Source organism: Nonomuraea sp. NPDC001699 (assembly GCF_053596455.1).
Window position 1 is genome coordinate 37,103 of the sequence record NZ_JBSFGF010000036.1, and the last position, 14,059, is coordinate 51,161.

Annotated in this window: 14 protein-coding genes; 5 read left to right on the forward strand and 9 right to left on the reverse strand. The window is 70.4% G+C overall.

The window, feature by feature from the left end; genetic code table 11:
- Positions 1-12: 12 nt before the first annotated feature.
- Both ACWCSU_RS49005 and ACWCSU_RS49010 read right to left on the reverse strand, forming a co-directional pair.
- A complete protein-coding gene (locus tag ACWCSU_RS49005; RefSeq protein WP_449943658.1) occupies positions 13-699 on the reverse strand; it encodes a response regulator in 687 nt (228 codons plus the stop codon).
- Between the two features lie 5 nt (positions 700-704).
- The gene (locus tag ACWCSU_RS49010; RefSeq protein WP_449943660.1) at positions 705-1,835 is read right to left on the reverse strand and encodes a sensor histidine kinase; all 1,131 of its coding nucleotides are present in this window, start codon (positions 1,833-1,835) and stop codon (positions 705-707) included.
- Between the two features lie 112 nt (positions 1,836-1,947).
- Between ACWCSU_RS49010 and ACWCSU_RS49015 the strand changes: the two genes are divergently transcribed.
- Positions 1,948-3,132, forward strand: coding sequence for an alpha/beta hydrolase family protein (locus ACWCSU_RS49015; RefSeq protein ID WP_449943663.1), 1,185 nt, complete (start codon positions 1,948-1,950; stop codon positions 3,130-3,132).
- 23 nt (positions 3,133-3,155) lie between these two features.
- On the opposite strand, the gene ACWCSU_RS49020 is transcribed toward ACWCSU_RS49015, so the two are convergent.
- From ACWCSU_RS49020 to ACWCSU_RS49030, 3 genes are all read right to left on the reverse strand, one after another.
- Positions 3,156-4,613: an FAD-binding protein gene (locus ACWCSU_RS49020; protein WP_449943666.1), complete on the reverse strand. Its 1,458-nt coding sequence runs from the start codon at positions 4,611-4,613 to the stop codon at positions 3,156-3,158.
- Between the two features lie 199 nt (positions 4,614-4,812).
- The gene (locus ACWCSU_RS49025; RefSeq protein WP_449943668.1) at positions 4,813-5,832 is read right to left on the reverse strand and encodes a zinc-binding dehydrogenase; all 1,020 of its coding nucleotides are present in this window, start codon (positions 5,830-5,832) and stop codon (positions 4,813-4,815) included.
- Between the two features lie 23 nt (positions 5,833-5,855).
- Positions 5,856-6,479 (reverse strand): polysaccharide deacetylase family protein, encoded by a 624-nt coding sequence (locus ACWCSU_RS49030; RefSeq protein ID WP_449943671.1) that lies wholly within the window; start codon positions 6,477-6,479, stop codon positions 5,856-5,858.
- Positions 6,480-6,605: 126 nt separating this feature from the next.
- Between ACWCSU_RS49030 and ACWCSU_RS49035 the strand changes: the two genes are divergently transcribed.
- The 4 genes from ACWCSU_RS49035 to ACWCSU_RS49050 are packed head-to-tail and all read left to right on the forward strand — an operon-like array spanning position 6,606 to position 10,693.
- Positions 6,606-7,376: a GntR family transcriptional regulator gene (locus ACWCSU_RS49035; protein WP_449943674.1), complete on the forward strand. Its 771-nt coding sequence runs from the start codon at positions 6,606-6,608 to the stop codon at positions 7,374-7,376.
- Positions 7,373-8,746, forward strand: a complete 1,374-nt coding sequence (locus tag ACWCSU_RS49040) for an ABC transporter substrate-binding protein (RefSeq protein WP_449943677.1) — start codon at positions 7,373-7,375, stop codon at positions 8,744-8,746. Before ACWCSU_RS49035 ends, ACWCSU_RS49040 begins: the two co-directional genes overlap by 4 nt.
- Positions 8,731-9,657, forward strand: a complete 927-nt coding sequence (locus tag ACWCSU_RS49045) for a carbohydrate ABC transporter permease (RefSeq protein WP_357703916.1) — start codon at positions 8,731-8,733, stop codon at positions 9,655-9,657. Before ACWCSU_RS49040 ends, ACWCSU_RS49045 begins: the two co-directional genes overlap by 16 nt.
- 4 nt (positions 9,658-9,661) lie before the next feature.
- Positions 9,662-10,693 carry a carbohydrate ABC transporter permease gene (locus tag ACWCSU_RS49050; protein WP_357703917.1) on the forward strand — a complete coding sequence of 344 codons (1,032 nt, stop codon included), beginning with the start codon at positions 9,662-9,664 and terminating at the stop codon, positions 10,691-10,693.
- Between the two features lie 19 nt (positions 10,694-10,712).
- On the opposite strand, the gene ACWCSU_RS49055 is transcribed toward ACWCSU_RS49050, so the two are convergent.
- The 4 genes from ACWCSU_RS49055 to ACWCSU_RS49070 all read right to left on the reverse strand — a co-directional run bounded on the left by ACWCSU_RS49055 (position 10,713) and on the right by ACWCSU_RS49070 (position 14,059).
- Complete coding sequence (locus ACWCSU_RS49055) at positions 10,713-11,597, reverse strand: hypothetical protein (RefSeq protein WP_449943680.1); 885 nt, start codon at positions 11,595-11,597, stop codon at positions 10,713-10,715.
- A gap of 127 nt (positions 11,598-11,724) precedes the next feature.
- Positions 11,725-12,690: an ABC transporter permease gene (locus tag ACWCSU_RS49060; RefSeq protein WP_449943683.1), complete on the reverse strand. Its 966-nt coding sequence runs from the start codon at positions 12,688-12,690 to the stop codon at positions 11,725-11,727.
- Between the two features lie 17 nt (positions 12,691-12,707).
- The gene (locus tag ACWCSU_RS49065) at positions 12,708-13,670 is read right to left on the reverse strand and encodes an ABC transporter ATP-binding protein (protein WP_449943686.1); all 963 of its coding nucleotides are present in this window, start codon (positions 13,668-13,670) and stop codon (positions 12,708-12,710) included.
- The gene (locus ACWCSU_RS49070) at positions 13,667-14,059 is read right to left on the reverse strand and encodes a GntR family transcriptional regulator (RefSeq protein ID WP_357703925.1); all 393 of its coding nucleotides are present in this window, start codon (positions 14,057-14,059) and stop codon (positions 13,667-13,669) included. Before ACWCSU_RS49070 ends, ACWCSU_RS49065 begins: the two co-directional genes overlap by 4 nt.

A 14,059-nucleotide genomic window follows, 5' to 3' on the forward strand; every position in this document is an offset into this window, starting at 1 on the left:
CCTGGTGGCGCGTCAGTCGTGAGTGTGATCTCCGATGTCACTCTCACCGGCGACCACGAGGCCGCATTCGTAGGCGAACACCGCCGCCTGCACCCGGTCCCGCAGGTCCAGCTTGGTCAGGATGCGGCTGACGTGCGTCTTGACCGTGTGCTCGGTGACCACGAGCGCGGCGGCGATCTCGGCGTTGGACAGTCCGCGGGCGACCAGCCTGAGCGTTTCGCGTTCCCGCTCGGTGAGCGCCTCCAGCCGTCCGGCCAGCCGTGGCATCGGGTCGTGAGCCGGCCGTCTGACCAGGTTCTCCAGCAGCCTGCGGGTGGCGGCGGGCGCCAGCAACGCCTCACCGGCGGCCACGGTGCGCACCGCGTGCGCCAGCTCGTCGCGGCGGATGTCCTTGAGCAGGAAGCCGCTGGCGCCTGCGCGGACGGCGTCGTAGACGTATTCGTCCAGGTCGAACATGGTCAGGACGAGCACCTTGGCGGAGGTGGTCGCGCAGATCTCCCTGGTGGCCTCGATGCCGTTCCTGTTCGGCATCCGCACGTCCATCAGGACCACGTCCGGACGCAGCCGCCCAGCCAGCGCGATCGCCTCGTCACCGTCGGACGCCTCGCCCACCACCAGCATGTCCGGCTGAGCACCCAGGATCAGGCCGAACCCGGCGCGGAAGAGATCCTGGTCGTCGGCGATGAGCACGCGCAGCATGCGCGCTATTCAAGCGGAAAGACGGCCCTGACAAGGAATCCGCCGTCCTGTCCCGGTCCCGTGGTGAGTGTCCCGCCGTAGGTGGTCGCTCGTTCCCGCATGCCTGTCAGGCCGTAGCCGCCGCCGTCGCGACGTGGTCCGCCGCCGTCGTCGGCGATCTCGACGAGCAGTTCCCGCGCGGTCCAGCGCAGTCGCAGCCGTACGTTGCGCGCCCCGGCGTGTTTGCGCACGTTGGTGAGGGCTTCCTGGACGATCCGGTACACGGCGGCTTCCAGGCTGCCGGAGATCCGCCGCCGCTCGCCGTCCACGGTCATGACCACGTCCAGGCCGCTGCGTTCGGCCAGTGAGGCGAGTCCGTCCAGGGTCGGCTGGGCGGGCCCGAGGTCCTCCCCGGCCGGAACGGCCGACGTGCGCAGCGCCGTGAGCAGGCCGCGCAGCTCGGTGAGCGCTTCCCTGCCGGTGTCGGCGATCGCGTCGAAGACGGCCTCGGCCCTGGGCGCGTCGCTCCGTACGACCACGGGCCCGGCCTCGGCCTGGACGACCATCAGCCCGACGGCGTGCGTGATGATGTCGTGCATGTCACGAGCGATCCGCGCCCGTTCCTCCGCCACCGCGGCGATGTGCTCCTGTTCACGGCGACGGGCCCGTTCGGCCAGTTCCGCGGTACGTGACCGGTTCGCCCGGGCGCTGGTGCCCAGCGCGTAGGCGGCCACGAAGGCGGTGCCGATCAGGCGGAAGGTCTCGCTGTCCTCCCCCGGCAGCGCCAGGGAGACGCCGACGATGGCGGCGATCGCCGGGATCGCTGCCAGGCGCTTCCACGTGGGGCTGACGTCGGCGATGGTGTGGACGGCGACCAGGGGGCCGAACGGGAGGAACGGCTTCTCCCACAAGACCATGGCGGTCATCGCGGCGCCGACGACCAGCGCCACGGCCATGGGCGCGCGCCTGCGCCAGTAGACGGGTGCGGAGGCGAGCGCGCCCAGGGCGACGATCCACCACGCCTTGGGACCGTCCACCAGCAGCGGACCGAGGGTGGCCGCGGTGGTGACCGCCGCGATCGCGCCGTCGACGCTCCGACCGGAGAACCTGGCAGCCCGGACCATCGCAACCCCGCCGGCGCGACCCACGTTGATCATTCGCTCATTATCGGCCGCCACCCGACGGGCTCCACTCCCTGACGAAAGTAAGGGGCCGAAGTTGTCTTTCGGGCATGTGGGGGGTGGTGGCGTCGTTTCTACAGTTCCGTGCATGATCAGAACTCGCCGTAACCCCGCACCTTTCCTCCTCGCCCTGGCGCTGGCCCTCCCGGCGGCGGCCGCATCGCCCGCCGCCGCCTCCACCGCGGACACCTCCGACGTACGCGTCGCGATCCCGCGGCCCACCGGCCAGTACGAAGTGGGGCGCGACACCCTGCATCTCGTCGACGCCGGCCGCCGCGACCCGTGGATGCCCGCGGCCGCACGCGAGCTGATGGTGTCGGTGTACTTCCCGGCGCGCACCGGCGGGAGCGCCGCGCCGTACATGACCGTCGACGAGGCTCGGCTGCTTCTCAAGGGGCAGAGGCTCGACACCGTCTTCAAGGCCGAGCAGCTCGCCGACGTCAGCACGAACGCGCACCTGAACGCTCGTCCCGTCGGCGGCAGGCACCCCTTGGTGGTGCTCTCCCCGGGGTTCACCCTCAACCGGGCCACCCTGACCACCCTCGCCGAGGACCTCGCCTCCAAGGGCTACGTCGTCGCCCTTGTGGATCACGCCTACGAGTCGTTCGGCACGACCTTCCCCGGCGGTCGTACCCTGACCTGCGTCGCATGCGAGACGGTGGAGAGCGCCCCCACCGACGAGGCGGAGAAGGAGCTGATGGCCAAGGCCGCGGTCAGCCGGGCAGCCGACCTGTCCTTCGTGATCGACCGGCTGACCCGCCCCGTACGGTCCGCGCCCGCCTGGAGGCACTGGCAGATGATCGACCCGCGCCGGATCGGCGCCGCGGGCCACTCGCTCGGCGGCAACGCCGCGGCGAGCGTCATGGCCGCCGACCAGCGGGTCCGCGCCGGGGCGAACTTGGACGGCTCGTTCTTCGCCCCGGTCCCGGTCGCCGGGCTCGACGGGCGGCCGTTCCTCATGCTCGGCACCAAGGTCCAGCACTCACCCGGCTCCGCCGACACCACCTGGGGACGGGACTGGCCACGCCTGGACGGCTGGAAGCGCTGGCTGACCGTGGCCGACTCCGGCCACTTCACCTTCATCGACCTGCCCATCCTGGGCGCCCAGGTCGGGATCGTGGACCCTTCCGCGCCCCTGTCGGGCAAGCGATCGGGCGAGATCACCACGGCGTACGTCGGCGCCTTCTTCGACCAGCACCTCCGCGGCAAGAACCAGCCCCTGCTGAACGGCCCGTCACCCGCCAACCCGGAAGTGACCTTCCAGAACCCCTGAGGCCGGGTCGGCGGGCGGGGACGTCACGGTGCCGGAGGGAAGACGCCCTGGCCCGGGGTGAGGATTCCGTCGGGGTCGTAGCGTTCATGGGCCGCCTCGAAGGCGGCCCATGCGGGGCCGTAGTGGGTGCGCCACTCCTCGGGCGTGGTGGGTATGGAGCCGACCGGGTACTGGTAACCCCCGGCGGCTCGGGCGCGCAGGTAGAGGGAACGGTTGGCCTCCACCATGTCCTCCGGGCTCCCGGCTCCGTGCGAGGCGGTTCTGAGCAGGGTGAAGAGGAAGACCGTCTCCTCGTCGGGCACGCGCAGCAGGGGCAGGCACAGGCGGGCGCGGGGGAAGGGATAGAGCAGGACCACGCCGCTGGCGCCGACCTCGGTCTCGGTCAGGTCCTTGATGACGGCCTCCACGAAGGCGTCGGTGCGGCTCGCCGGCAGGAACATGTTCCACCAGGGGTGCGGGCGGTACCACTCGCCTGCGGACTTCAGATCGGCGACGCCCGCGGCGAGCCGGTTGAGGAAGTCGAAGTAGGACATGTCCTGGATCTGCCGGTCGCCGGGCTGGTCGCCCAGGCCGTCGAGCAGTTTGGCGTCGTCGGGCGGGGTCGAACCGTCGAAGAAGGCGACCGCTTCAAGCTGGTGACTCCAGCCGGCGGAGCCGGTGGGCAGCCCGAGCTCTCCCTCCACGTAGGCGAAGCGGCCGTCGTGGACCACGCGCCGCTGGTCGGCGGTCAGCGCGGCCACGCTCGGGTAGGAGAGCAGGTAGTGGCGGACCGTCGCGGGGGCGGGCCGCAGGCGCATGGTGACCCTGGTGATGATGCCGCACTGTCCTCTGCCGGCCAGCACCGCATGAAAGAGATCGCGGCGCAGTTGCGCGGAACATCTCCTCAGGGCGGCGTCCCCCGTGACGACCTCCAGTTCCACGACGTTGTCCGCCTGGGATCCGTGGTGGTGGGTCTGGCCGCCGAGACCGCCCACCGAGAGCGTGCCGCCGACCGAGAGCTCCAGGTAGTCGGTGAAGACCGGAGGGGTCAGGCCATGGGCCAGGGTTGCCTGCGCCAAGCTGCTCCAGAGCGCGCCCGCCTCCACGACGGCCGTGTCCTCCCGCACCTCGACCGCGTTGAGCGGGGTCATGTCGACGATCAGACCGCCCTCTACCTGGCCCTGGCCGAAGGTGGCGTGTCCCTGACCGCGCGCGGCCACTTGGAGGCCGTGCGTCCGGCAGTACCTCATCATCAGCATGATGTCCGTGACGTCGCCGGGCTCCAGCACGGCCCTGGGGGTCCGATGGATCAGGTGCCCGAAGTCGTCGGCCGCCTGGCCGCGGGAGGCCGGATCGGTCATCACCTTGCCCTTCAGCAGCGGCAGGTCGACCATCCCCTGAGACTGTGCGGCGTCGGTGACCCACGTGCGCGTGGACGGGTCGAAGCCGACCACGGCCGCCCCCGTCGCGAGGAACGTCCGTCTCCACGGGTGCCACGTCATGTCCGACCCCTTCGCAGCGCGGTCACGTCGCGTCGATAATCGCCGACGGCAACCGGCGACGCCACCCGAACGAAACCGGATGACAGCCACAAAAGGCTTACTCCGGCGCCGCGGGCCTCGACGAGCAAGCCGGGCGGCAGGCGAGCACATCAAGGCAGGACGGACCGGGCGATCTCCGCGCTTGCGGGCCAGGGCCGGGTCACTGTTCCCCATTCGCGTCGGTCCAGTCGAAGCAGAGTGCTCCGGCCGGTGCGCCGCCGTCCCGCAGGCGTGCGTAGGTGGCTGCCGCGTCCATGGGGGACACCCGCTCGGAGATCATCCCGGCGGTGCGGAACGTGCCGGAGGCGAGGCGGCGGAAGTACAACCCGGTCACCGCGTCGCGGTTGAGCGGGCCGGCTGACGGGTCGTCGGAGACGAGGTCGGCGTGCGCCCCGAGGATGGTCAGCGAGTTGCTGACCACGCCGGGGCCGAGCGTCTGCCGGGACGGCGTGGGCGTGTCGCCGAGAAGGACGACCCGGCCCAGCGTCCGGGCCAGCCGTACCGCCTGGGAGAGCACGGCGGGGTTGCCGGTGACGTCGAAGACCACCTCGGCGAGCCGGCCGCCGGTCAGGTCGGCGACGGCGGCGCGGGCGTCGGCCGCGGTGGCCGTGAGCAGGTCGCTCGCGCCGCTCGCCCGCGCCAGGTCCAGCCGCCTGGCATCGGTGTCGACGGCGACGACGCGGGAGGCTCCGTGCGCGACCGCGTACTGGACGACCAGCTGACCCACCGGGCCGAGTCCGAGGACCACGACCGTCTCGCCCAGGGTGATCGCGGCTCTGGCGATGCCCGCCGCCGCGGTGACGACGAGGGGGACCCACACCGCTTCCTCGGCCGTCACGCCGCCGGGCAGCAGCCGGGCCTCGCGCTCGGTGAGTGTGACCAGTTCCTGGTGGGGCGCGTAGCTCTGCACGCGGTCACCGGGACGTAACGTCGTGACGCCTTCGCCGACCGCCTCCACGATCCCGGCCATGCTGTACCCGGGCCGGAACGGGTAACGCACCCACTCCTCCCAGTTGGTGCCGGGGTCGAACTCGCCGCGCAGACAGGCCAGCTCGGTGCCGGGGCTGATCAGCGACAGCGTGGTGCGGCACAGCACTTCGCCGAAGCCCGGAGGAGCGACGTCCTCGTGCGCCACTCGCACCCGGCCCGGCTTCGGGAACTCCACGAACAACGACCTCATCGGCCCCTCCCACGGTGGGCGGTTCATGCGAGTTCGTCCATGCGAACAAACCGGGCACCGGCCGCGCGCAGACCGTCGATGACCAGTGGCAGGGCACGGCCGGTGGCCTTGGTCCATGGATGGAACAGCACCACGGCGCCGTCGCCGTGCGCGGTGGCCTCCTCGATGACCAGGCGGGCGACGCCCGGCCCGGTGGCCTTGCCGCGCCAGTCCAACGGGTCCACGTGCCAGCTCGTCTCCCGGTAGCCGAGCCGGTCCAGTGCGGACCGGATCGCCGGGTCCTCGCTGCCGTCGCCGAACGGGCAGCGGAACCAGGGACGCGGGTCGTGGCCGGTGGCGCGGCGGATGGCGCGTTCGGCGCGCTGTACGTCCAGCCTGAAGGCCTTGGGCGACAGCCAGGTCATCGGCGCGTGGTGATGGGAGTGGTTGCCGATCAGGTGACCGCGGGCGGCCAGCTCTTCGGCCAGCGAGGGGTTGGCCTGGGCCCAGCGTCCTTGGATGAACATGGTCCCCACGGTCTTGCGCTCGGTGAGCGTTTCGAGCACGTGCCGGGTGCCGTCCGGGTGAGCGGGCTGGTCGCCGTGCTCGACGTCGAAGGTCAGCGCCACTCGCCAGGGCGCCGGTCGGGTTAGGGGTGACTTCGTCACGCCTTGCACCTGCCTCTGAGTCGGGGCCGCCTTGACAGAGGTAGCGGCTGTGATCAGTGTCGGTGTTGCTGACAACATTGTCATCAAACAACCGCTTGGCAGATTCCGGAAGGAAGCGAACGCCCGATGGCCCGCTATCGGCTCGAAGCCGGTCCGATCCCCCTCCACCACCAGGTCTACCTGGACCTGAGCACCGCGCTCGACGAGGGGGAATGGCAGGCCGGAGACCGCCTGCCACCGGAAAGAGAGCTGGCCCGCCGCTACGGATGCAGCCTCATCCCGGTCCGGCGGGCCCTGGCCGAGCTGGCCCGCGAGGGCCGCTTGGAGCGCACCCGCGGACGCGGCACGTTCGTCCTGCACTCCCGGCTGGAGGTCGACATGGGCACCAGCCAGAGCTTCGCCGACCTCATGCACATGCACGGCATGGACCCGGACACCAGGCTGATCGAGTCCGGGATCGAGAGGCCGGGAGAGATGGTCGCCACTGCACTGGCCCTGGCCGCCGGCGCGCAGGTCGTCTACCTTGAGCGCCTGCGCCTCGCCAACGGCGAGCCGCTGATCCTGGAGCAGGTCTACCTGCCGGCCGACCGCTTCGCCGGGCTGCTCGACCACGACCTCGAACGCAACTCCCTCTACAGCCTGCTGGGCGAGCACTACGGGGCCAGGATCGTGCGCGCCCGCGAGGTCATCGAGCCGGTACGGCTGCGCGCCCACGAGGCCCGCCTGCTCGACCAGCCGGTGGAACGCCCCGCCATGCTCGTCGAGGGGATCGCCTTCGGCCCCGGCGACGAGCCCGTCGAGTTCACCCGCAGTTACGTGAGAGGCGACCGCGCCCGCCTCTCCTTCGAGCTCTCCATCGCCCGCCCCCCGAACCCCAGCCTCGGGAGAGACACGTGAATCGGTTATCGAACGCCCTGGTCGCGATCGCATCAGCCGTGGCACTGGCCGCCTGCGGCTCCGCCTCCCCGCCGAGCGGTGACGCCGCGACGGTGGAGCTGCGCTGGTACTGCTGCCTGGGCACCGGCGAGCAGGCCGAGCAGGTCAAGGTGCAGCAGAAGGTGATCGAGAAGTTCCACGCCACCCAGCGCAGGATCAGGGTGAAGCTCGAGGTCGTCACCTACGACTCCGCCCGCGACACGCTCGCCACCCAGATCGCCTCCGGCAACGGGCCCGACCTCGCCGGTCCCGTCGGTGTCGGCGGCGCCGCCGCCTTCCACGGCCAGTGGCTCGATCTGGCTCCCCTCATCAAGTCCAGCGGCTTCGACCTCAGCCCGTACGCCAAGGGCAGCGCCGACCTCTACCGGATCGGCTCCGTGCAGGAGGGAATCCCCTTCGCGATCTACCCGTCGACCCTGTACTACAAGGCCGACATGTTCGAGGAGGCCGGTCTGGCCGAGCCGCCGCACAAGTACGGCGAGAAGTACACCTGGCCCGACGGCCGCCAGAGCGAGTGGAACTACGACACGCTCAGGGAACTGGCCCTCCGGCTCACCGTCGACAAGAACGGCAAGGACGCCACCCAGGCGGGATTCGACCCCGGCGAGATCGTGCAGTACGGCTTCGAACCGGCCCGCGACGACCTGCGCTACCAGGGCGCCGCCTTCGCCTCCGGATCGCTGGACACGGGCGACGGCAAGACCGTGAAGATCCCCGACGCCTGGGCCGACGCCTGGCGCTTCTTCTACGACGGCATGTGGAAGGACCGGTTCATCATGACCGGCCCCGTCTTCGAGAGCGAGCAGTTCAACGGGGACGGCGCCTCCTTCTTCTCCGGGCACGTCGCGATGAGCGTCAACTTCCTGTGGTCCACCTACGGCGTGGCCGGCGCCGGCGACGACTGGGACCTGGCCGCGATGCCCTCGTACAAGGGCAGGACCACCTCGCCCACCAGCGCGGACACCTTCCGGATCCTGTCCGGCAGCAAACACCCCGCCGAGGCCTTCGAGTTCCTGGCCTACCTGGTCGGCCCGGCCTCCCAGGAACTGCTCTCCGCGTACGGCGCGATGCCCGCCCGTACCGCCGACCAGGAGGCCTTCTTCGCCAAGCTGGCCGGGCAGTTCACCCACAAGGTCGACTGGCAGGTCGCCAAGGACAGCGTGGCGTTCGCCGACAACCCGCACTCGGAGTCGTACACGCCCAAGTACAACCAGACGCTCACCATCCTCGGCACCTACCGCAGCCGCTGGATGACCAAGGGCGGGCTCGACATGAACGCCCAGCTCAAGGAGATGCGCGAGGAGATCCAGGCGGCGTGGAACCGCTCATGAGGGGCGAGACGATGTCCCGGCCGGCCCGCCGGGAGGCCCGGTACGGATTCCTGTTCGTCCTTCCGTGGATCATCGGGTTCCTCGCGTTCACGGCGCTGCCGATGGCGGCCACGTTCGTCTTCACCTTCCTCAACATCTCGCTGGCCGAGCAGGAGCCGCTCATGTTCGTCGGCCTGGCGAACTACCGGCGGCTCTTCGCCGACCAGCAGGCGTGGGCCTCGCTGTGGGTGACCGCCCGCTTCGCCCTGCTCTGGCTGCCGCTGGTCGTCGCCCTGCCGTTCCTGCTCGCGGTCGCGGTCAACAGCAGGTACCTGCGCGGCGCCGGGCTGGTGCGGGTGCTGCTGTTCATGCCGTACGTGGTGCCGTTCGTGGCCGGCGCGCTGATCTGGCAGAACATGCTGGTCGACGACGGCTGGATCAACACCGCGCTGCACTGGCTGGGCGTGGGCGGTGCGCCGAGCTGGCTGAGCGACCCCGCCTGGGTGATCCCCGGGCTCGCCATGATCGGCCTGTGGGGGCTCGGCTCGGGCATCATCATCAACCTGGCGGGGCTGCGCGGCATCCCCACCGAGTTGTACGACGCCGCCCGGCTGGACGGCGCCGGATGGTGGCGCCGGCTGTGGCACGTGACGATCCCGATGATGTCGCCGGTGATCTTCTACACGCTGGTCCTCGCGGTCGTCGAGGTCATGCAGTACTTCCTCATCCCGCTGGTGCTCTTCAACGGCACCGGCGACCCCGGCGGCGCGACCCGCTTCTTCAACCTCTACCTGTACCAGACCTTCTTCACCTATCAGGAGATGTCCTACGGCTCGACGCTGGCGTGGTTGTTGTTCGTCATCACCCTCGTCGTGACCCTGGTGCTGTTCCGGCTGTCCAGGCGGTGGGTCCACTACACGAGCGAGAGGTGACCCGGTGACCCCGACCCCGGCCCGCCGCATCCGGACGGCGCTGATGACGATCGTGATGTTCGGCGTCGTCGTGGCGTTCCTGTCGCCGCTCGTCCAGATGACGCTGTCGTCGCTGAAGAGCGAGCGGCAGGTCAGCCAGGCGCACGCGCCGCTGCTGCCGTCCGACCCGCGCACCTTCACCCATGAGGGCCGGCGGTACGACGTCTACCGGGTGCCGGTCGACGGCGCGGTCCGCGAACTCGCCCTGGTGAAGAAGGGGCGCGCCGAGAGCGAGTTCGTCGACCCGGCGGCGCCGGAGAAGGGGACCGTTACCTGGCGGGGTTCCTGGCGCACCCTCGAACCCAGTTGGACCCTGGCGCCGCATTGGTCGAACTACGCCGCGGTCTGGAAACTCATCGACTTCCCCCGGCTGCTGCTCAACACCATCGCCCTCGCGGTGATCAGCACGATCGGGACCGTTCTGTCGTGCACGCTGGTCGCCTACGGCTTCGCCCGCTTCCGCTTCCCCGGCCGCGGACCGCTGTTCACCCTGCTCATCGCCACGATCTTCCTGCCGACCGCGGTGACACTGATCCCGACCTATGCGATCTTCGCCCACATCGGATGGGTGGGCACCTGGCTGCCGCTGCTCGTGCCTGCCTTCTTCGGCAACGCCTACAGCGTCTTCCTGCTACGGCAGTACTTCCTGACCATCCCCCGCGAGATGGACGAAGCGGCCTCGATCGACGGCGCCGGACCGCTGCGCACGTTGCGTTCGGTGATCGTGCCGCAGGCGTGGCCGGCGATCGCCGCCGTCACCCTGTTCAACTTCGTCTACACCTGGAACGACTACTTCACCCCGCTCATCTACCTCTCCGGCCGGCCCGAGCTCCAGCCGCTGCAGGTGGGCCTGGCCGCCTTCAACGGCCTGTACTCGACGAAACCCGCCTACATCCAGGCCGGCGCCATGATGACGATCGCCGTCCCAGTGATCCTCTTCATCTGTTTCCAGCGCACGTTCGTGCGCGGCATCATGAGCACCGGGGTGGAGAAATAGGCGGCCGTCGGCGTGCGGGTCAGCACCCGTCGATCCGCGCTCCGGGCACGGCGGTGGCGGGGGCCGCGGGCAGGCCCGGTTGGGCCCAGAGCAGGTAGGAGACGGCACCGGCGTCCTCGGCGGGGCCGATCCAGAAGGCTTCGGTCTGCTTCGGGACGGCGAGGCCGTAGTGCCCGGCGTTGGTCCTGACGCACCAGGAGCGGTCCGGGGTTCCCGGCTGCCAGTCCTGGAACTCGCTCGTCCAGGCCGTCGCGGGCATGGACATGCAGGCGTGCAGCGTCGGCCGGCCGGTCCCGGCGAACCGCGCGGCCGTCGCCCCGTTGACCAGTTTCGGACCCACGTCGAACCCGAACGTCTCGATCTGGATGTCCGCCGCGCGAGCCTCGGGCGAGTCGACCGGCGAGGTGCGGCCGGTGTCGAGGTCGAGGGAGCCGTCCAGGTCGCCGGGGACGTTGCCGCGCACCGCGACCTCGTCGCCGTTCCCGGCGTCGGTGACGGTGACCTCCGCCGTGGTGCCACGCGGGATGACCACCTTGATCTGCCGCTCCTTGACGTAGAGGTCCACGTGCCTGAGCTGCGCGCCGTTCACGCCGACCTTGAGCTCGTGATCGGTGCCGAGCTCGAACACGCTCGTCCGCTGCTGCCCGTGGAGGGTCTGCTCGATCAGCAGCCACGTCCTGTCCTTCGGGACCGCGTGCTCGATGAGGTAGCGCGCCAGGGCGTCCGCCGCGAACAGGCCGAGACTGACCGCGATCCCCGGGATCGCCTTGGGCACCACCTCGGGCAGGACGGCGAGGACGATGGGCGAATAGGACTCGTAGACGCCGGCGATCGCCTTCGCGGCGCAGTCGCTCTGGTCGCAGCCCGAGATCAGGCCGCCGATCAGGACGCAGGTGACGGCCATGGATGCTGTGTGTCGAGACATGGTTCGTCCCCCGCCGGTCGGGTCGCCCGGCTCCAGGATCGGCCTGCGTCCGCGCCCTGGCAAGGGCAGGGCTCGCCATGGGCGCCGGCCCTGGCCTCGTCCGGGTTCAGATGCGGGGCCGAAGGGTGCGCCGGACGGCGACGCCGCCCAAAGCGAGAGCGGGGATGAGCAGGATTCCCGCTTCGGTCAACTGGAACCGCCAGAACCGGCCCGCCGGGTGAAACTCGGCCACCTGCCGAAAGCCGTGACGGAATGAGCATTTGGCGTACTTCTTCGTCGTCTCGTCCGTCCCACAGAGGCCGGCGAGCGCGAGCGTCCTGTCCTGAGAGGTGTACTGCCTGCCGCTCCGGTCGATCCAGTAGTCGTCCACGGACAGGGAGCCCTCCGGCGTGAGTGCGTCGATGACCTCGGCCTGCACGGCTCGTACCGGCGCCGCGTACGAGGACGGCGCCCTGAGGAGCCCGAAGAAGGCCAGCGCGCACACCGCCAGGGTCACCGCCATCGCCGGCAGAGTCCGCCGGAACAGCGCGCCGGCGGCCATGCCGAGCAGGAACGCGGACAACCACCAGGCCGCCGGCACGATGCCGACCAGGCGGAACCAGCGCGGGTCGAAGCGGTCGACGTTGAAGGGTGCGACATCGAAGGCCGCCAGCCACGGACTCACGGCGCAGGCCAGCACCAGCCCGCCGAGCGTGACCGCCGCACCGAGCCCGACGATCTTGGCCGCCAGCCAGCGCCGCCGTGTCACCGACTGCGTCCAGGCCAGCTGGTGCGTGCCCTGCTCGAACTCCCGGGCCAGCAGCGGAGCACCCCAGAAGGCGCCGATCATGGCCGGGGCCAGCAGCGGAAGCCAGCTGAGGAGTTCGCCCACCGGCCGGATGCGCTCGTTCATCTCCACGAGGTAGGCGCTGCACTCGGGCGTGTCGGCCACGCAGTCGGCTGCCGGGGCGTGCTGGGCGGCGAAGCCGGCCGCGCCCAGACCATTGATGAGCAGAACCGCGCCGAGGACGGCCAGCGCCGCCACGGTGACCAGCAGCTGCGTGCGGTGCTGCCGCCAGGTGAGCCACAACACTTCCAGTTCTCCTCAGGTCAGGAAACGGTCAAAGCCGGACGGGGTAGCGAGGTGGCGTCGGGGCGGCGCAGGTAGGCCAGCACCAGCTCCTCCAGGCTCACACCGGACGATCTCCATCGCGGGTCGAGCAACGGCGATTCCGGGCCGGTGCGGGCCAGCAGGTCGGCCTGCCGTTCGCTGCGGCTGTCGCTGATCACCGGCATCCGGGCCGCCACCCCGTCGGCGAGCTCGGCCGGGCCGGACAACATCCGGTGGGTGGCGAGCAGTTCGTCGACCTCGCCGCTGATCTGGACCTGGCCGCGGTTGAGCACCACCAGCCAGTCGCAGGCGTTGGTGAGGTCGGAGACCACGTGAGAGGACAGCACGACCGTCATCCGGGTCTCGGCTACCGCCGTCATCAGGGAGCGCATCACGTCGTGCCGGGCCACGGGGTCGAGGTTGGCGAGCGGCTCGTCCATGACCAGCAGATCCGGCCGTTTGGCCACGGCGATGGTCAGCGCGACCTGCGCCTGCTGGCCGCCGGAGAGCTTGCCCACCTTGCGGTTCAGCGGGAGGTCCAGTTCCGCCAGCCGTTGCCGGGCCAGGGCGTCGTCCCATCCCGGATTGAGATGGTGTCCGAACCGGAGCATCTCGGCGACGGTGAAGCCGCCGTAGAGGGGTTTGTCCTGGGCCAGGAACGCCACCCGCGCCAAAGCCGCCGCCCGCTGCCCGACCGGTTCGCCGAAGACGCGCACGCTGCCCCGGGTGGGGGTGATCAGCCCGGCGACCAGATGCAGGAACGTGGACTTGCCCGCGCCGTTCGGTCCGACGAGCGCGATGACCCGGCCGGCGGGGACGGACAGCGTGCAGTCGCGTAACGCCCATGTGCCCCGATACCGCTTGGCGAGCCCCATGGCCTCCAGAGCGGTCGGGCCCTGCGCGAGGGCGGTGAACTCACCGGAGCCGCCGCCGAACATCCTGACTGTCCGATCCGCTGTCATGCGATCCCCTCCTGGGCGGGGTCGGCGAGCGCCGAGGCGAACAGCGCCTCCATGTCTCCTTGGTCGAGCCCGGCTTCGCGGCAGTCGTGCACCCACCGGGCGAGGTCGTGGAAGAGCCGGGTGTGATCGGCCGTGGATCCGCTGCCCAGGGACCGCCGGACGAACGTGCCCAGCCCGGGCCGGCCGACGACGAGGCCCTCGTGTTCGAGTTCGCGGTAGGCCTTGGCCACGGTGTTCGGGTTGATCGCGAGGTCGCCGACGACCTCCTTGATCGTCGGCAGCCGATCACCCGGCTTGAGCACACCGAGCCGCAGGGCGTGTTTGACCTGATGCACCAGTTGGAGATAGGTCGCCACACCAGAGCTCGGGTCGAGGCGAAACTTGATCAC

What these genes read in the sequence shown, in the direction of transcription:
- ACWCSU_RS49065 (WP_449943686.1), bottom strand. Translation starts at nt 13,670, where the DNA reads ATGACAGCGGATCGGACAGTCAGGATGTTCGGCGGCGGCTCCGGTGAG.
- ACWCSU_RS49055 (WP_449943680.1), bottom strand. Translation starts at nt 11,597, where the DNA reads ATGGCCGTCACCTGCGTCCTGATCGGCGGCCTGATCTCGGGCTGCGAC.
- ACWCSU_RS49005 (WP_449943658.1), bottom strand. Translation starts at nt 699, where the DNA reads ATGCTGCGCGTGCTCATCGCCGACGACCAGGATCTCTTCCGCGCCGGG.
- ACWCSU_RS49020 (WP_449943666.1), bottom strand. Translation starts at nt 4,613, where the DNA reads ATGACGTGGCACCCGTGGAGACGGACGTTCCTCGCGACGGGGGCGGCC.
- ACWCSU_RS49025 (WP_449943668.1), bottom strand. Translation starts at nt 5,832, where the DNA reads ATGAGGTCGTTGTTCGTGGAGTTCCCGAAGCCGGGCCGGGTGCGAGTG.
- ACWCSU_RS49035 (WP_449943674.1), top strand. Translation starts at nt 6,606, where the DNA reads ATGGCCCGCTATCGGCTCGAAGCCGGTCCGATCCCCCTCCACCACCAG.
- ACWCSU_RS49010 (WP_449943660.1), bottom strand. Translation starts at nt 1,835, where the DNA reads ATGATCAACGTGGGTCGCGCCGGCGGGGTTGCGATGGTCCGGGCTGCC.
- ACWCSU_RS49015 (WP_449943663.1), top strand. Translation starts at nt 1,948, where the DNA reads ATGATCAGAACTCGCCGTAACCCCGCACCTTTCCTCCTCGCCCTGGCG.